The sequence below is a fragment of the Brevundimonas diminuta genome, from assembly GCF_022654015.1.
In the GTDB taxonomy this organism is placed as follows: Bacteria; Pseudomonadota; Alphaproteobacteria; order Caulobacterales; family Caulobacteraceae; genus Brevundimonas; species Brevundimonas diminuta_C.
This window is the reverse complement of record NZ_CP073063.1, coordinates 3,174,833-3,191,943: the sequence shown is the minus strand read 5'-3', so window position 1 is coordinate 3,191,943 and position 17,111 is coordinate 3,174,833. Positions and strand designations below refer to the sequence as shown.

Sequence of the window (17,111 nt, the reverse complement as noted above, 5' to 3'; positions counted from 1 at the left end):
GACGCCACAGGCGCCGTCAGGCCAAGCCTCAAACGAGCGGGTCGATCCGCGCCCGCAGCACGACGCTGAGGCCGGGCGCGCGGTCGCGATAGTCGATCGTCCCGTCCAGCTGACCGACCAGGCTCTTGATCATCATCGAGCCGAAACCCTTGCCGGCCAGATGCCCGCCGGCGCCCTCGTCCTCGACCGTCATGCGGAAGAAGGCGCCGTCTTCTTCGAACCGAATGCAGAGCGGGCCGGGCTTGCCGCCATAGGCGTATTTCTGGGCGTTGATGATCAGTTCGGTCAGGATCAGGCCGATGGTGATGGCGCGACCCGGCTCGATGCAGACGGGATCCAGGTCCGTCTCCAGGGCCGCAACCCAGTCCGGACCCATGCTGGAGCCCAGATCGCCGATCAACTCGCCGATGTAGCGGCTCATGTCGATGGTCGTGACCTGATCGCTCAGATACAGCCGACTGTGGACGGCGGACACCGCGCGCACCCGTCGCCGCGCCTCGTTCAGAGCGGTCGCGGCCGAGCCGCCCGCCTGTTCTCGCGCCTGAAGGCCCAGGAAGCTGGACACCAGCGTCAGACTGTTCTGAACCCGGTGGTTCACCTCGCGGATCAGATACTGCTGCTGCTCCAGCCGCAGATCGCGCTCGGACAGGCGATCCTGCAGCGATCGATTCAGCCGGCGGATCTGATGGACGGCGGCATAATCGGCCAGCGCGTCCCTCAGTCGGGCGGCGGACTCGACGGCGGCCGGACCCCAGCGGTGCGCGCGGCCCGAGACGGTGTCCGACCAGCTTTCGAACGAGGCGCGCGGCGTCAGAATGGCGTTGGGACCGGTCTTCTCCGCCGTTGCGGGATTGCCGGCCCAGCGCACCGTCTCCAGCACCTCCGAGCGGAACCACAGCAGCGAAACCTGCTGATCCAGAGGCAGGGTCACGGCCAGCAGCCCGCTGGCGTGCGTCTTCCACGCCTCGGCGGCCGGCAGGATCGAGGACAGGTGATGCGACGAGACGGGGCGCAGGCCCGGCCGTTCCGCGACCCAGGCGGCGATGGCGCGCACGCCGTCTTCGGGCGGCGTATGGCCGAAGGTCTGGATATCGCCCTCGCTGACGATGGCCAGACCGTCCGCGCTGGTCAGTTGCATCAGGGCATCGGCTTTTTCGCCCAGCGCCTCTCGCATCGGCCGGTCCGGCGACAGCCGCGACAGCAGTTCGTCCTCCATCCGCCGCAGGCGCGTGCGCTCGCGATAGAGGTCGGCGTCGCTTCGGGACTTCAGCTGTCGCGCCAGATTGCGGGCCAAGGCCGTGCAGCCCACGCGCAGCTCATAGGGCAGCAGTTTGGGCGAGGCGTTGTGGCAGGCCACCAGCCCCCACAGAGCGTCATCGACGATGATCGACACGGAAGCCGAGGCCCGAACGTCCATGTTGCGCAGATATTGCAGATGGATCGGCGACACCGAGCGCAGGCCGCTGTCGCTCATGTCCAGCGGCGCCTCGCCGGGCGCGATGGGGCGCAGCGGCTGGGGCGTATAACGGCTGTCGGGAATGACCCGCACCGGGTTGCGCAGATAAAGGGCGCGCGCCTGCTGGGGGATGTCAGTGGCGGGGAAATGGTGGTTCAGGAAAGAGCCGGACCCATCGGCGCGGCTTTCGGCCACGACCTGACCCGCCTCGTCGTCCTGGAAGCGATAGATCATCACCCGGTCGAAACCGGTCAGGCGGCGGAAGGCGTCCGCCGCCCGCTCGCACACCGTCTGGATCGTCACCGCCCGTTCCAGCGCGGCGCCGGCGGCGTCCAGACTGGCGATCAGATCGACGCCGAGCCGAGCCTGCTGCGAGCTCTGCTCGACCTCGATGATCATCAGATCGTTGATCGCGCCGGCGGTCGTGCCGGGCGCGCGGTGCACGACGACATCGTATTCCAGGCGGTTGGTCGCGCGCCAGCGACAGGCGAAGCCGGCCTCGTGATGCGCGGCCATGGCGCGCACGGCCCGGTCGGCGACATCGCCGAGTACGTCGGCGACGGTGCGGTCGATCCAGACCTTGCGGCCGGTCAGCTCCTCGATGGCGCCCGCCCCCTGGCGGATCGTCAGGGATTGCAGATCCAGCACCAGCATGAAGCCGTGCGGCTGGATCGATTGAGGAATATGGATCGGCTCGCGATCGCATTCGTTCAGCGCGGCGTCGGCCAGGTCGAGCGTCTCGGTCATGCCGCGGCCTCCTGCGGCTGGGGTTGCAAGGTGCGGTGGGCGAAGGCGAAGCCATCGACGCCGCCCTTCACCACCTGATCGATCGTGGCGTGGCCGCTGACGCAGGCCCGGTCCAGCAGATCCATGAAGGCGCGCCAGCGCGCGCCGGTTTCTTCGCCGTAGGGATCCAGAAAACCGAGGCCGTCCAGATCGCGACCCTGGGCGGCCAGCCGACGTCGAATGATCCGACCGCCCAGCATCGACCCTTCGGCCACATAGACCCAGCCCAGGGCTTCGCCGGCCGAGGCGGGCGCAGCCGGACGGGCCGGCGGGGGAACGCGCTGGCCCAGTATCGTCAGGTCGTGGGCGATCCCATGCGCGCGTGATCGCGGTTCGAAATCGGCGTCCAATTCAGCGTTCAACGCCGCTGCCAGCGGATGGCTGAGCGGCTCCAGTCCGGCATGGAAGCGGTAAAACGCCGCCACGGTCGCCCCACGCGTGGCGTGATCCGACAGACGCGGCTCGATCCGGGCCTGGACTTCCAGGGTCTCGTGGGCTGAGGCGGTGGCTTCCCGAAGGGCGAGAAGGGCAGGGGAAGCGATCATGGGGTTCAGATTAACACACTGTCTTGTCTTGTCGATTTGCACAGGCCAGAAGGCGCGAACCAATACGGAACGGCCCGGATCGCGTGGCGTTCACCAGCGACCTTCTCATCTCCCTTTGATCGGCGGATTTTCATGAAACTGCGCGTCCGCGCCGAACTCGTCTATCGTTTCGATCCGCCGACGGACGCCATCTACAAGATCCAGGTCGCGCACTGGCCGGGCCAGGACATCTTGGAAGAGACCCTGACCTTCGACCCGCCGGTCGATTTTCACGAAGATGAGGACGTCGATTTCGGCGCCCGCACCCTGCGCTGCCACGTCGAGGGCGAGGTCAAGCTGACCTATGAGGCGGTGGTCGAGAACGGCGTGTTGAAGGGTCTGCCGCCCAGCGTATCCCAGCATGATTGGGGCGAGTTGCCCGCCGAGGTCCTGCCCTATCTCCAGCCCAGCCGCTATTGCCCGTCGGACCAGTTCGGCCGCTTCGTGACGCGCGAGTTCGGCGACACGGCGGGCGGCGCGCGCGTGCTGGCGATCCTGAACTGGATCGGCGAGAACGTCGATTACGAGCACGGCGTGTCGGACACTGAAACCACGGCGGCGCGCACCTTCATCGACCGGGCCGGCGTGTGCCGCGACTTCACACATCTGGGCATGACGCTATGCCGGGCGTCGGGCATTCCTGCGCGCGCGGTCAGCGCCTTCGCCCACCAACTTAGCCCGCCCGACTTTCACGCCATCTTCGAGGTCTGGCTGGACAACGGCTGGTGGCTGGTCGATCCGACGGGCCTGGCGCCGGTCGAGGGTCTGGTGCGGATCGCCTGCGGGCGCGACGCGGCGGACATCGCCTTCCTGACGACGCAGGAGCGCTGTCAGATGGTGCGCCAGTCGGTGACGGTGGCCGAGGCCTGACCGGCCGCTACTTCGCCTTCTGCGCCGCCTTGTAGGCCTGAAGCTCGTCGATCACGTCCATCTGGCGCAGCACCTTGTTCTGCGGATCGATCAGGACGTGGGCGCCGGCCGGAACCGCGATCTGGCCCCGCCCGCCGGTCATGGCCACGGTTTGAACGCGCCCGTCGATCTCGACCTCCAGCGGCATCGGGAAGACACCGCCGTCGCCCGTCGTCCACTCCAGCTTCAGCGCGCCGCCGTCGCGGGTCTGCGTCAGAACCGGCAGGGCGGCGTTGTAGAGGTAGCCGCGGAAGAACCAGCCATAGTCCTGGCCCGTGACGTCGTTGATGATCGCCAGGAAGTCGTCGGTCGATCGATACAGCGGCGCGAAATTGCCCGGTCGGGGATCGGGTCGGCCATAGACCAGACGGGTGATCGCCTCGTGAAAAGCGGCGTCGCCGATCAGCATCCGCAGCGAATGGCTGATCAACGAGCCCTTGTTGTAGATGTCGAGACCTGGCCCGACATCGCCCTTGTAGACCTCGTCTTCGGTCTTGGGCGTGCCCGAGACGACGGGATATGTGTTGATCAGCCCCTCGCGCTGGTTGGCCAGTTCGCGGTGCATGTAGCGGTCGCCCAGCAACCAGCGCGCATAGAGCGGCTGCATATAGCTGCCCAATCCTTCGTGCAGCCACATGTCGTCGGCGTTCTGGTTGGTCAGCTGGTTGCCGAACCATTCGTGGGCGAACTCGTGCTGCAACAGCCAGTCATAGCCCCGGCCGTCGATCTTGTAGCCGTTGCCGTAGGCGTTGATGGTCTGATGCTCCATGCCCAGGTGAGGCGTCTCAACAACGCCCATCTTCTCGTCGCCGAAGGGGAAGGGGCCGACGGTGGCTTCGAAGAAGTCCAGCATCTTGGGGAACTGGGCGAACAGGCCCTGGACCTGTTCGGGCGTGTCCGATTTCAGATGCCAGTAGCGCATCGGGATCGTGTTGCCGAACCGGCTGGCGTACTCGCCCGACACCTCTTCATAGGGCCCGACGTTCAGCGCGATGGCATAAGTGTTGGGCGATTTCGCCGACCAGTTCCAGGTGGTCCAGCCGTCGCCGTGATCGACCTTGCCCAGGAAGCGGCCGTTGGACGGCGCAGACAGCTCGGATGGGACGGTGATGTGCAGGTCGACCCGGCCCGGTTCGCCGTGCGGGCTGTCGATGCAGGGCCAGAAGATGTCGCAGCCCTCGCCCTGAACCGCCGTGGCGATCCATGGCTCGCCCGACGGCGCGGTGGACCAGACGAAGCCGCCGTCCCATGGCGCACGGGGCGCCACGCGCGGCTGGCCGGCGTAGGCGACGCGCAAGGCTACCGATCGGCCCGTCGTCAGAGGCTTGGGCAGTTGCACCGTCAGCCGACCCTCAGGGTTGGACCAACGATCGACAGCCACCTCGACCCCGTCGATCTGGACCGAGGAAATGGTCAGCAGCGCATCCAGTTCGACGACCAGAGCGGTCAGGGGCGCCTTGGCGGTGAAGTCCAGCACGGCGACCGCGTCGATGGCCTTGTCGTCAGGCAGGACCTTGATCGACAAATCGGCCTTATCGAACTGCATCGCCTGCTGTTCCGGCGTCAGCGGCTGATCGGTGGTCAGGGTGAAGGCGGTCGACTCGCGCGGCGTCGGCGCCGGCTGTGCGACGGTGGCGCAGGCCGACAGAGTCACGGCGCTGGCTGCGGCCAAAAGCAAAATCTTGATGCGCATGAACCGCTCCCCGTCTGAGGCGACAGGCTAGCGCGAGCGGGCAATGGCGCAAAGAAAAAGGCCGGTGTTTCCACCGGCCTCTTCCAGAACTCTATGTCGCGGTCGCCGATCAGGCGGCGGCTTGTTCGGCCAGCTTGGCGCGAATCTGGCGCTTGATGCGCTGAGCGGCGATCGACAGCTGCTCGTCGCGAGCCTTGACGATGAAGACGTCCAGGCCGCCCTTGTAGTCCAGGGTGCGCAGCGCGGCGTTCGAGATGCGCAGGCTGAACGTCTGGCCCAGGGCTTCCGACGTGACCTTGACCGTCTTCAGCGACGGCAGGAAGCGGCGCTTGGTCTTGATGTTCGAGTGGCTCACGTTGTGGCCGACCATGGGGCCGATACCGGTGAGTTCGCAACGACGCGACATCGTCAGATCCTTAAGGTGCGGCGTCCAGCCCGAGCGTGGGAGAGGACGCATGAAACAGTTGCGCGCGGGAACCAGCCCGCGCGAGAGGGGGCCGTATAAGGGAAGAGGCGGTTCGGCGTCAAGCCGAGTCTGGACCCGTCGTCCCTGCGCCTCGTTCAGCCGTCATTCAAATGCCGCCCTGTATGGCCCATATGATGACGACCTCAAAAGAGACCCAAGCAGAACAGAAGGCTTCCATGTCCCGTCCGTCCTTGATCGATCGCCTGCCCAAGCGCGCGCTCGCCGTCCTGGCCCCGGTGATGGCCGGCGGCTTCATGCTGGCCTCGCCCGCCATCGCTCCGGCCCAGACCGCAGCTCAGTCCGAAGTCCTGCCCGGCTATTGGGAATACACTACCAGCGCGGTGGGCCAGCGCGACACTGAGCAAAAGTGCGTGCGGCCCAGCGAGATCAACCGATTCTTCGGCGGCCTGTCGACCAACAAGTGGCGCTGCACCTATCCGACCCGAGTGGTCGGCAACGGCAATGCCCGCTTCGAGGGAACCTGCCAGGACCGCAAGGGCCGTCGCATCGCTGTTCGCCTGAATGGGACCTACACGGAAACCAGCTTCAGCTTCCGTGGCGGCGCCCAGATCGTGCGCGGCACCCCCTATATCCCCGCCAGCATAACCGCGCGGCGCATCAGCGCCCAGTGCCCGGCCAACGCCGAATACTTCTGACAGCGGCTCTGCGACTCACATCAAAAAAGGCCCCGGATCGCTCCGGGGCCTTTTCTTTTGTCCGAGGTCGAAGCTTAGGCGGCTTCGGCGGTCGGGACCGGCTTCTTGGCGCTGAGCGACTTGGCGAGCAGCTCGACGGCGGCGTCCTTGTCGATCTTGTTGGCGGCGGCGACTTCGCGGGCCATGCGGTCGAGGGCCGATTCATAGAGCTGGCGCTCCGAATAGGACTGTTCCGGCTGGGTGTCGGCGCGGTGCAGGTCGCGAACCACTTCGGCGATTGAGATCAGGTCGCCCGAGTTGATCTTGGCTTCGTATTCCTGGGCGCGACGCGACCACATGGTGCGCTTGATGCGCGCGCGGCCCTTCAGGGTGGTCAGGGCCTTGGTCACGACGTCGTCGGCGGCCAGCGAACGCAGGCCGGCCGTCACGGCCTTCTTGGTCGGGACGCGCAGGGTCATCTTCTCGTGGTCGAAGGTCACGACATAGACCTCCAGCGACATGCCCGCGACTTCCTGGGTCTCGATCGCCGCCACCTTGCCGACGCCGTGCGCCGGATAGACGACCGCGTCGCCAACCTTGAACTCCAGACCAGTCTTGCTCGTCATAATCGTCCTTTCCCGGTCAGGGCCGGGCGAAACGAAGGCGCAGGAAACGCAAACAGGATCTCATCCGCCGGATCGCTCCGTCGGAGGGGATGATGTCAGGCGTCAAAAGCGGAAACGGATCACCAAACCTCTGGCCGATCCCGTCTAGGGCGGGATTCTGTCGCAAACACGGGCGGCGCGAAGATTTCGCGGACCGCCCGATCCAATGAAACAGAACCTATCACAAATCTGCGGAATTTCAAAACGTCCACAGGGTGAACGTGCAAATACGGCAAGGCTTGAGCGCCGCCAGTCCTGAAATCAGGAACCCTTGCCCGGCTTGGGGCTGAAGTATTTCTCGTATTTGCCGGTTTCGCGCTCGTACTGCTCGCGGTCGGCAGGGGGCGTGCCCTTGACGGTGATGTTGGGCCAGACCTTGGCGTATTCGGCGTTGACCTGAAGCCATTTGCCGTCGGGCTCGTCCTCGGTGTCCGGCACGATGGCGTCGACCGGGCATTCCGGTTCGCACACGCCGCAGTCGATGCATTCGTCCGGCGCGATCACCAGGAAGTTCTCGCCCTCGTAGAAGCAGTCCACCGGACACACCTCGACGCAGTCCATGAACTTACATTTCACGCAGGCGTCGGTGACGATGTAGGTCATTGGGCGAAAAACGGGTGTCGGTCTGTGGGCGGGAGGCCTGCGACATGGCGGCCACGCAACCAACTGTCAACAGCGCGGCTTAAGGCGAGAGCCATTCGCAGCGCCTTGACAGAACGGCGCCTAATCGCAACTGTATTGATTGCATATCCGCCCCATCGACAGGAACTCCCTATGCGCACCCCCTTCATGAAATACGCCGTCGCCGGCGCGGCCGCTCTCAGCCTCGTCGCAGGCGGTGCGGTCGTGGCTCAGGCCGCTCTGACCAAGAACCCCGCCGAAGTCACCGCCGGGACCTACGATCTGGATTCCGGCCACGGCAAGATCACCTGGTCGGTCAATCACTTCGGCCTGTCGACCTATACGGGTCAGTTCGTGAACGTGAAGGCGGTGCTGAAGCTGGACCCGGCCAACCCGTCGGCCTCGACCCTGACCGCGACCATCCCGCTGACCGACGTGGCGCCCAACGACGACCGTCTGAAGGCCCACCTGCAGACCGCCGACTTCTTCGACACCGCCCAATATCCGACGGCGACCTTCGTCTCGCGCTCGGTCACAGTCGACGCCGATGACGCCAACGAAGCGACCGTGGTCGGCGATCTGACCCTGAAGGGCGTGACCAAGCCCGTGACCATCGAAGTCGAGTTCAACGGCGCCGGAACCGTCATGGGCGCCTACAAGGCCGGCTTCGACGGCGAAACGACCTTAAAACGCTCGGACTTCGGCATCAACTACGCCCTGCCGGCCGTCTCAGACGAGGTGAAGCTGCACATTGAAGGCGAGTTCGTCATCCAGAAGTAGGGCCTGCCGCGCTGCGCGCGACTTGAGGCGGTTTTTTTGGGCCTACCGCGCTTCGCGCTGCTTGAGGCCTTTTAGACCGTAAGCGAATAAAGGGCGCGGGCCTCTTCGGCGGGCCCGCGCCTTTCGCCCAGCCCCTCGACCTTCAGGCTGGTGACGCGTCCGTTCTGGGCGAAGGTCAGCAGGTCGCCGACGTGAATGCATCGGCTGGGCTTGTCGAGCCGCGTCTCGCGCCCCTGATGCGTCAGCCGCACCGCCCCCCGCTCCACCAGACCGGCCGCCAGGCCGCGCGTCTTCACGAACCGCGCGCGCCACAGCCAGATGTCGATGCGACAGGCGTTCTCGTTCAAGCCTTCGCCTTTCGACGCGGACGACGACGCTTGGGCCGCGCCGGGGGCGCCTCCGTCAGGGCGGCGAGGGCGGCGAAGGGCGAGTCCTTGACGATCTTCGGCGCTGCGCCCGGCTTGTCGGGCAGGCGGGCGCGTTCGATCTTCAAGGCGGCGATGATCTGTTTGGCCTGATCGGCGCGCCAGCCCAGATCCTTCAGGGCCTCGTCGGACAGCCGGCCGTGATTGGCGGCCCGCAGCTCGGCCATCTTCTCCAGCGTCTCGACCGGCGCCAGCCACAGACCCGCCAATCGCAATCCGTGCGCGGCCAGCAGACGCGCCGAGGGCGGCTCTACGGGCGCGGGGATCAGATCAGGCGTGGCCGGGATCAGCGGCGCGGCGACGAAGGCCTGGGCGAAGTGGCGCGCGCGCGGCTTCTGAAGGCCGGGCAGCCACACCGAATGCACGCCGATGCGGATGGCGAAGCTGCGCAGCGTGCGGCGCTCGACCTGACTGAGCGCGGCCAGATCGCGCTCGACCTCGCGCCGGTCGATCACGCCGCCGGCCTCGATCAGACGGAAGGCGATGCCGCGCGGAAGCCCCTTGAGTGCGCCACTCTCGACCGCCTGACGCAGCCGTCGCAGATCGCGCAGCGCACGGCCCGCTTCCGCCGCCAGCCACGCCTCGATCCGGCGCTGGGCGCGCTCGCGGGCGGGCGTCGGCCCCAGATCGCCCAGCAGGCGCACGGAGGGCGTGAAGGGATCGACACCGTGCGGCGTCGCATTGATCTGCGCCGTCAGCACGCCGCGCCACAGCACCGCCCCGTCCGGCGTGGCCGAAAACCCGTCGTCGGTCTCGGCCGCCAGACGTCCCAGCCGTCGATTGATCTCGGGCGTCACCGCACGCACGGCCGCCTGACGCAGGGTGCGGTCCTCCAGGGCCGAAGAGCCCTTCTCCATCTGGAAGCGCACGCCCTCCAGCTGGCCGACGACCTGGCCTTCGACCGTGACCTCGCCGTCATCGGCGACGCCTGCAAACGTGTCTTCGCGCACGTTCAGCGCTCGCATCAGGGCGGTGGTGCGGCGATCCACGAACCGGGCGGTCAGCCGCTCGTGCAGCACGTCGGACAGCCGATCTTCCAGCGCGCGGGTCTTGTCGCGCCAGCCTTGCGCGTCGTGAACCCAGTCCGGCCGGTTGGCGATGTAGGACAGGGTACGCACTGCCGACAGCCGCGCCGACAGCTGGTCGATCTGACCGTCGTCGCGATCCACGAAGGCGAATCGCGGCGCCATCCAGTCGTCGGTCAGCCGGCCCCGCTTGCCGGTCAGGGCGTGAAAGACGTCCTTGGCCAGCCGGGCGTGTTCATCCAGCGTCGTCTTCTGGAAGTCGGGCAACTGGCACGCCTCCCACAGACGCATGACCGCCCCGCGCGAGCGCCCCACGCGCGCGATTTCCTCGTCCTTGATCAGGCGGCGCAGCAGGGTCTCGTCCAGCGCCTCCGCCGTCAGGCTCAGCCCCGAACGCTGGGGCGTCACCGTCAGCGAGCGCAGCAGATCGGGCAGGGTGTCGAAATCCAGCCGGGCGTTCCGCCACTCCGCCGCCTCGATCGGATCGAACCGATGCTCGACCACCTGTTCGACCAGATCGGGGTCCAGATCCTCGGCCTCGGCCGTGACGCCGAAGGTGCCGTCGCGCAGATGTCGGCCCGCCCGCCCGGCGATCTGGCCGATCTCATGGGCGTAAAGCCAGCGCGTGCGCCGCCCGTCGAACTTTCTCAGCCCCGCGAAGGCGACATGGTCCACATCCATGTTCAGCCCCATGCCGATGGCGTCGGTGGCGACCAGGAAATCGACTTCGCCCGACTGATACAGGGCCACCTGGGCGTTGCGGGTGCGTGGGCTGAGCGAGCCCATCACCACGGCCGCGCCGCCGCGCTGACGTCGGATCAGTTCGGCGATGGCGTAGACCCGGTCGGTCGAGAAGGCGACGATGGCGCTGCGGCGGGGCAGGCGTGTCAGCTTCTTGGAGCCCGCATAGGACAGGGTGGACAACCGGTCGCGCGTCACGATCTCCACGTCCGGGACCAGGCGGCGGATCAACGGCTCCATGGTGCCAGCGCCCAGGAACATCGTCTCGAACCGGCCGCGCGCGTGCAGCAGCCGCTGGGTGAAGACGTGCCCGCGTTCGGGGTCGGCGACCAGCTGGATTTCGTCGATGGCCAGAAACTCGACCGATCGCTCCAGCGGCATGGCCTCGACGGTGCAGACGAAATAGTGCGGGCGCGGCGGGACGATCTTTTCCTCGCCCGTAATCAGGGCGACGGCCGCCGCGCCGCGCTGTTTGACGATCCGTTCATAGATCTCGCGGGCCAGCAGGCGCAGCGGCAGGCCGATCATGCCGGAGGCGTGACCCAGCATCCGCTCGACCGCCAGATGGGTCTTGCCGGTGTTGGTGGGCCCCAGGACCGCAGTCACGCGGGACGGGGCGAGGCCTGCGGACCGGTCGCTCATGTCGCGACTAAGGTGGCGACGAATCTCGTCAGGCTCAAGCGTCGCCGGCGCGCATTCCGATCCGGACCAGGGTGGACAGGTTCGCGGCCTGCATTTTCGTCATCACCTTGGCGCGAAAGATTTCCACCGTACGCGGGCTGATCTCCAGCCTTTGCGCGATCTCCTTGTTGGAACAGCCGTCGATCAGGGCGTCGAATACCTGCCGCTCGCGCGGGGTCAGGGTGTCCAGTCGGGCCTTGGCGTCCTCGCGCGCGATCCGCTCGGCCTCAAGACTGGTCAGCGAGGCCAGGCAGCTGGAAACCGCGTCCAGCATTCGCTGCGGATCGAACGGCTTTTCGACGAAATCCACGACTCCCGCCTTCATCAACTGAACCGCCAGCGTCACCTCCCCATGACCCGTGATGACGATCACCGGCCAGGTATCGCCTCGCAGGCTTTTCAGACGCCCGACCAGCTCGGAACCCTGAAGCCCCGGCATCCGCACATCGGTGATGACGCAGGCGCTGCGGTCTTCGGGCAGATTACTCAGGAAGTCGTCGGCGCTGAGGAAACTGCGTGCTCGATACCCAGCCCCGCGCAGCATGAGCACCAGGGCGTCGCGCATGGCGGGGTCGTCGTCGATGATGAAGACGGAGTGCGGGCTCATCAGATTTCGGACTCCGTGGGACGCGGCAGACGAAACGAAAAGGTCGCTCCACCCTGAGAATTCCGGCTGACGACCAGGGTCGCGCCATGGCTCTCGACGATAGAACGCGTGACCGACAGCCCCAGGCCCATGCCGCCGGCCTTGGTCGTCGCCATCGGATGAAAGATGCTGTCGATTCTGTCTTCGGGGATGCCGTCGCCATTGTCGCACACCGCGATCTCATAGCCGTCCGCGCCCAGCGTCCGGCCGGTCACCGTCACGCGGGCGCCCTCGCGTCCGATGACGGCGTCCACGGCGTTGCGCACCAGATTGGCCAGCGCCTGCTGAATCTGAATACGGTCGGCCAGAACCTGATCGTCGTCCTCTTCGACATCCAGAGCGATCGTCGTGTCTGTGTCCTGTCCCGTCAGGGCGAAGACCGGCGCCAGGTCCAGGACGATCAGCGAGGCCCGCTCCTCGGTGAAGGACCGCGAACCTGTCGCGACCTGTTCGCGCATGCGCCGGATGATGTCGCCCGCGCGCAGCAACTGGGTCTTGGCCAGATCGATCGTCTTGGCCGGCCCTTCCGCGACGGTCCCCAGCCGGGTCAGTTCGGCCTGGCCGGCATGCAAATAAACGGTGGCGGCGGTCAGCGGCTGGTTCAGTTCGTGGGCCAGGGTCGCGGCCATTTCCCCCATCGAGTTCAGACGCCAGACGCTGCTGAGCTTGTCGTTCAGGTCGCGCTCGCCCTTGCGGATCGTCTCGGCCTGGCTCTGATCGCCCAGCGTCAGCACGATGTGTTCGGGAGCGATGTCGTCGGGCAGGACATTGGCGTGAAGCGTCAGCGGCGGCCCGGGTGTATTTATACTCCCGCTCGTCCAAGGGCCGGAGGAGGGGCTCAGCACCTCGCCCCCTTGGCGAGCCTTCGCCAGCGCCGCGTCGTCGAAGCCGGGCAGCAGAGATTCGAAAGGCTGCGCCATCGCCGCCTCTCGATCCACGCGCAGCAGATCGGCGGCGGCCGGGGTCACGCGGCGCGTCCGCCCCTCACGATCCAGCGTCACGATCGGCGTCGTGGCCACAATGGTGTCGAGCAGCATCTCGCGCAGCGCTAGGTCGCGCGTCAGGGCGCGGGCCTGTTCCAAGGCGTCGATCAGCCGACGACAGACCTCGGCGATCACCCAGGCAATGACCGCGAAAAGCGCGGCGTTGGTCGCCGCATCCAGCACGCTTTCGCGATGCACCAGCCACAGGTTAGCGCCGATGGCCAACAGAATCGCCAGCACGACCGCCCCCCTTTGCGCCAGCAGAGCCGTCACAATCACCGCCGGGACCAGCGGCAGATAGTAGAAGTTTCCAAACGGTTCGAGCGCGCTGCGAACCAGCGTCGCCACAAGAACAGCCAGACACGCGATCAAGACCCCGCTCCACCATGTCCTGGACCTGAAGATCATGTCTTCGTGCTATTCCTGGGCCGCTGGGTATATTTCACCGGAGTATGAATTGGGATGCGGAAACTCGCGAGACCTTAGGCTGGCGGGCGTCGCCGCTTTTTTGACAACTTTTGTATAGGCGCATTTTGACTACGTGAACATACGTATTCGCTCAAAATCGGTTTGGAGTGACTCGCACCCCTGCCGCCGACGCAGCTCGGACGCTGGGCGACACACCTCATGGGTTACGCAATCCTACATACGGTCCGGTTCAGATTTAATATTAATCATCGCCTCATCCTTGGGCTTCAGAATGCAGAAGCTTCAGGGATCACCATGTTTCGTTCGTCAGCCTTCTTTGTTGTCGCGGCAGTAGGCCTCGCAGCACCGATTACCTCCCAGGCCCAATCGTTCGGCCTCGATGTCGGTGTCGCCAGCCAGTATGTCGGCAAAGGGCTGGGCAAGAGCAATCAAGACGTTGCGCCTTTCGCCAAGGCCGAAGCCGGCTTCGGCGAAGGCTACGCCAGCGTCTTCGTCTCTGACGCCGCCGGATCTCAAGGCTACGACATGGAAATCGTCAGCATGGTCGGTTGGCGCCCTAAGGCGGCCGGCTTCACCTTCGATCTGGGGGTCATGAACCGCGACCTGCCAGGGTCGCGCGCCGGTGTCGACAAAAACTATTGGGAATATCAGGCGGACGCTTCACGCAAGCTGGGCCCCGTGGCGACGCGCCTGCGCGTCAACTATTCGCCCGACGGCTTTGCGGCGACGAAAGAGGCCTGGTGGCTGGAGCTGCAAGGCACGGTCGCCGTCGCCGCCAAGACGAAGATTTCGGCCGGCGTCGCCAACCGCATGGCCGACGGCGGTGTCGATTACAACGCCTGGAACGTCGGCGCCAAACAGAAGCTGACCGACGCCTTGGCCGTCGATCTGCGCTGGTACGACACCGACCGCCACAGCGCAGGCGAACCCTACGAGGGTCGTCTCGTCGCCGCCGCCACCTATTCGTTCTGAGTTACTGATCCACCGGGGGATGCTGAGTTGAAGTTGATTGAAAATATGCCCGTCGGCCGCAAGCTGTTCGCGGCCTTTGGTCTCGTTCTGGCGGCGATCGCCGTCATGGGCGCCGTCGTCATCGCCAGCCTGCTTCAGCTTGAGAAGGCCGGCGAAGTCCGCACGGTGGAAAACCAGGCCAATCGCACCACGGCGACGGCCGAGTTCTACATGGCCCGCCAGGAAAACGCTTTCCGCGGCTACCTCCTGTCTCAGGATCCCTACTATATCGAGCGCGTCAATGCGCACCGCGCCAAATTCCTGGCGGCGATGGACGAGCTGCGCGGCGAACTGCCCGCCGATCGCGCCGCCCTGGTCGACAAGGCCGTGGAAGGCAATGCGACCTGGTACAAGAACGTCGTCGAAACCGGCTCGGCGATGGTGCGTGACGGTCGCGCGGCCCAGGCTGTTCAGATGGTCGGCCGCAACGGAACGGCCGACAACTACGTCGCGCCGGTCGAAGACACGATCGACCAGATCAAGACGGCCAACGATGTGGCGCGCAAGGCCTCGACCGAAGCTCAGGCCGCCGCCAGCCGCACCGCGCTGATCGCCACGATCGTCGGTTTGATCTCGGCCTTGGTGATCGCCGTCATCGCCGGTTTCGTCGCGACGCGCTCCATCGTGCGCCCGATCTTCACGATGATCGGCTATATGCAAAAACTGATGGCCGGCGACACCGACATCAAGGTCGCCAGCGCCGAGCGCAAGGATGAGTTCGGCAAGATGGGTCAGGCCATCGTGGCCTTCCGCGACGCCGCGATCGAAAAGGTCCGCGTCGAACGGGAGGCCCTGTCGCAGCGCTCGATGTCCGAGCAGGAACGTGCCGAACGCGAGGCCGAAAAGGCGCGCGAGGCCGCCGAGGACGCCCAGGCCATCGGCGCCTTGGGTCAAGGCCTGTCGGCCATGGCGAACGGCGACCTGACCTACCGGATCGAGATCGACTTCAATCCCAAAGCCGCGCAACTGAAGTCCGATTTCAACGCCGCCATCTCCCAGCTGCAGCAGGCCGTCTCGGTCGTGGTCAACAATGTCTCGGGCATCCGCTCGGGCGCCGGCGAAATCTCGCAGGCCGCGGACGATCTTTCGCGCCGCACCGAACAGCAGGCCGCGTCGCTGGAAGAAACGGCTGCGGCCCTGGATGAAATCACCGCCACGGTGAACAAGACCGCCTCGGGCGCCCGCCAAGCCTCCGACGTGGTTCAGGCCGCGCGCGGTGACGCCGAAAAGAGCGGCATCATCGTCCGCGACGCTGTCCAGGCCATGACCGCCATCGAAGGCTCGTCCAACCAGATCAATCAGATCATCGGCGTGATCGACGAGATCGCCTTCCAGACCAACCTGCTGGCCCTGAACGCGGGCGTCGAGGCCGCGCGCGCCGGCGAGGCCGGTCGTGGCTTCGCAGTCGTCGCCTCCGAAGTTCGCGCCCTGGCCCAGCGTTCGGCCGAGGCCGCCAAGGAGATCAAGACCCTGATCTCGGCCTCGACCGGTCAGGTCGGCTCGGGCGTCAAACTGGTCGGCGAGACCGGCGAGGCCCTGCAAAGGATCGTGGACCGCGTCGCCGAGATCGACAGCCTGGTGACCGAAATCGCCGCCTCGGCCCAGGAACAGGCCGTCGGTCTGGCCCAGGTCAACACGGCCGTGAACCAGATGGATCAGGTCACCCAGCAGAACGCCGCCATGGTCGAGCAATCGACCGCCGCCAGCCATTCGTTGGCTCAGGAGGCCGAAAGCCTGCAAGCCTCGGTGGCCCAGTTCCGCGTCGGCGCCTCGTCGCCGCGCGCCGCTGCGCCTGCGCCGGTTCGGACCCCTGCGCCCGTCGCCAAGCCCGCTGCTCGCTCCAGCCACATGGTGGCCGCGCTTAAGACCATCGGCCGTGGCGGCGCCGCGCCCAAGCCTCAAGCCGCCGCAGTCGAAGACGGTTGGGAGGAGTTCTGATGACCGAAACCCTGATCCTGTCCGACGTGCTGGACCTGAATGCGGCCGAACCGCTGAAGGCTGAACTGCTGGCCCTGCGCGGTCATCCGGTGGTCCTGGACGCCTCTGCGGTCCAGCGCCTGGGCGGCCTGTGCCTGCAGATCCTGCTGTCGGCGCGAAAGACGTGGGCGGCCGACGGCGTCAATCTAAGTTTAGGGTCTGTGTCCCAATATTGGACGGAACAATGGGCGGCCTATGGCGCGCCGGACTTCAACACCGAGGGGGCGTTGGCATGACCAAGACCGTTCTGACGATCGACGATTCACGCACCATGCGCGACATGCTGCTGATGGCGCTGGAAGACGCGGGCTATACCGTGATCCAGGCGGTGGACGGCGTGGACGGTCTGGAGACCCTGGCGTCCAAGGGCGCGGACGTCATCATCACCGACATCAACATGCCGCGCATGGACGGCTTCGGCGTCATCGAGGGCGTGCGCGCCGATCCGAACCACCGCACGACCCCGGTGCTGGTGCTGACGACTGAAAGCGACGTCGAGAAGAAGGCGCGCGCACGCGCCGCCGGCGCCACCGGCTGGATCGTCAAGCCGTTCGACCCCGCCAAGCTGGTGGACGCCGTCCGCCGCGTCGCCGCCTGA

The 17,111-nt window shown here is 66.2% G+C and carries 17 protein-coding genes; 7 read left to right on the top strand and 10 right to left on the bottom strand.

Annotation, left to right across the window (positions count from 1 at the left end):
- Window positions 1-28 precede the first annotated feature (28 nt).
- Both KAK88_RS15895 and KAK88_RS15890 read right to left on the bottom strand, forming a co-directional pair.
- Window positions 29-2,203 (bottom strand): histidine kinase dimerization/phosphoacceptor domain -containing protein, encoded by a 2,175-nt coding sequence (locus KAK88_RS15895; RefSeq protein WP_242077362.1) that lies wholly within the window; start codon window positions 2,201-2,203, stop codon window positions 29-31.
- Window positions 2,200-2,787 carry a biliverdin-producing heme oxygenase gene (locus KAK88_RS15890; RefSeq protein ID WP_242077361.1) on the bottom strand — a complete coding sequence of 196 codons (588 nt, stop codon included), beginning with the start codon at window positions 2,785-2,787 and terminating at the stop codon, window positions 2,200-2,202. Before KAK88_RS15890 ends, KAK88_RS15895 begins: the two co-directional genes overlap by 4 nt.
- Before the next feature lie 132 nt (window positions 2,788-2,919).
- On the opposite strand from KAK88_RS15890, the gene KAK88_RS15885 reads away from it, so the two are divergent.
- Window positions 2,920-3,696, top strand: a complete 777-nt coding sequence (locus KAK88_RS15885) for a transglutaminase-like domain-containing protein (protein WP_242077360.1) — start codon at window positions 2,920-2,922, stop codon at window positions 3,694-3,696.
- A gap of 7 nt (window positions 3,697-3,703) precedes the next feature.
- Here the strand turns inward: KAK88_RS15885 and KAK88_RS15880 are convergent, their stop codons facing one another.
- Window positions 3,704-5,428: a M1 family metallopeptidase gene (locus tag KAK88_RS15880; RefSeq protein ID WP_242077359.1), complete on the bottom strand. Its 1,725-nt coding sequence runs from the start codon at window positions 5,426-5,428 to the stop codon at window positions 3,704-3,706.
- A 109-nt stretch (window positions 5,429-5,537) separates the two neighbouring features.
- Window positions 5,538-5,834: a 50S ribosomal protein L28 gene (gene rpmB / locus KAK88_RS15875; RefSeq protein ID WP_026108540.1), complete on the bottom strand. Its 297-nt coding sequence runs from the start codon at window positions 5,832-5,834 to the stop codon at window positions 5,538-5,540.
- A 236-nt stretch (window positions 5,835-6,070) separates the two neighbouring features.
- Between rpmB and KAK88_RS15870 the strand changes: the two genes are divergently transcribed.
- A complete protein-coding gene (locus tag KAK88_RS15870) occupies window positions 6,071-6,550 on the top strand; it encodes a DUF3617 domain-containing protein (RefSeq protein ID WP_038294089.1) in 480 nt (159 codons plus the stop codon).
- Window positions 6,551-6,624: 74 nt separating this feature from the next.
- Here the strand turns inward: KAK88_RS15870 and KAK88_RS15865 are convergent, their stop codons facing one another.
- Both KAK88_RS15865 and fdxA read right to left on the bottom strand, forming a co-directional pair.
- A complete protein-coding gene (locus tag KAK88_RS15865; protein WP_017505911.1) occupies window positions 6,625-7,155 on the bottom strand; it encodes a CarD family transcriptional regulator in 531 nt (176 codons plus the stop codon).
- Window positions 7,156-7,455: 300 nt separating this feature from the next.
- Window positions 7,456-7,797: a ferredoxin FdxA gene (gene fdxA / locus KAK88_RS15860; protein WP_017505910.1), complete on the bottom strand. Its 342-nt coding sequence runs from the start codon at window positions 7,795-7,797 to the stop codon at window positions 7,456-7,458.
- Between the two features lie 171 nt (window positions 7,798-7,968).
- Here fdxA and KAK88_RS15855 point away from each other — a divergent pair, with 171 nt between their 5' ends.
- Window positions 7,969-8,595, top strand: coding sequence for a YceI family protein (locus tag KAK88_RS15855; RefSeq protein WP_242077358.1), 627 nt, complete (start codon window positions 7,969-7,971; stop codon window positions 8,593-8,595).
- A gap of 71 nt (window positions 8,596-8,666) precedes the next feature.
- On the opposite strand, the gene KAK88_RS15850 is transcribed toward KAK88_RS15855, so the two are convergent.
- From KAK88_RS15850 to KAK88_RS15835, 4 genes are read right to left on the bottom strand one after another with little or no spacing between them, the layout of a single operon-like run.
- Window positions 8,667-8,942 (bottom strand): RNA-binding S4 domain-containing protein, encoded by a 276-nt coding sequence (locus KAK88_RS15850; protein ID WP_242077357.1) that lies wholly within the window; start codon window positions 8,940-8,942, stop codon window positions 8,667-8,669.
- Window positions 8,939-11,428: a helicase-related protein gene (locus KAK88_RS15845; RefSeq protein ID WP_242077356.1), complete on the bottom strand. Its 2,490-nt coding sequence runs from the start codon at window positions 11,426-11,428 to the stop codon at window positions 8,939-8,941. The genes KAK88_RS15850 and KAK88_RS15845 overlap by 4 nt, the downstream gene beginning before the upstream one ends.
- A gap of 34 nt (window positions 11,429-11,462) precedes the next feature.
- Window positions 11,463-12,074 (bottom strand): response regulator transcription factor, encoded by a 612-nt coding sequence (locus KAK88_RS15840; protein ID WP_242077355.1) that lies wholly within the window; start codon window positions 12,072-12,074, stop codon window positions 11,463-11,465.
- Window positions 12,074-13,468, bottom strand: a complete 1,395-nt coding sequence (locus KAK88_RS15835; protein WP_242077354.1) for a two-component system sensor histidine kinase NtrB — start codon at window positions 13,466-13,468, stop codon at window positions 12,074-12,076. The genes KAK88_RS15840 and KAK88_RS15835 overlap by 1 nt, the downstream gene beginning before the upstream one ends.
- A gap of 351 nt (window positions 13,469-13,819) precedes the next feature.
- Here KAK88_RS15835 and KAK88_RS15830 point away from each other — a divergent pair, with 351 nt between their 5' ends.
- From KAK88_RS15830 to KAK88_RS15810, 4 genes are read left to right on the top strand one after another with little or no spacing between them, the layout of a single operon-like run.
- Entirely contained in the window at window positions 13,820-14,497 is a 678-nt protein-coding gene (locus tag KAK88_RS15830; RefSeq protein ID WP_242077353.1) for a TorF family putative porin, read from the top strand.
- A gap of 45 nt (window positions 14,498-14,542) precedes the next feature.
- Complete coding sequence (locus KAK88_RS15820; protein ID WP_277928849.1) at window positions 14,543-16,474, top strand: methyl-accepting chemotaxis protein; 1,932 nt, start codon at window positions 14,543-14,545, stop codon at window positions 16,472-16,474.
- Complete coding sequence (locus KAK88_RS15815; RefSeq protein ID WP_039246221.1) at window positions 16,474-16,749, top strand: STAS domain-containing protein; 276 nt, start codon at window positions 16,474-16,476, stop codon at window positions 16,747-16,749. The genes KAK88_RS15820 and KAK88_RS15815 overlap by 1 nt, the downstream gene beginning before the upstream one ends.
- Window positions 16,746-17,111, top strand: a complete 366-nt coding sequence (locus KAK88_RS15810; protein WP_039246220.1) for a response regulator — start codon at window positions 16,746-16,748, stop codon at window positions 17,109-17,111. The genes KAK88_RS15815 and KAK88_RS15810 overlap by 4 nt, the downstream gene beginning before the upstream one ends.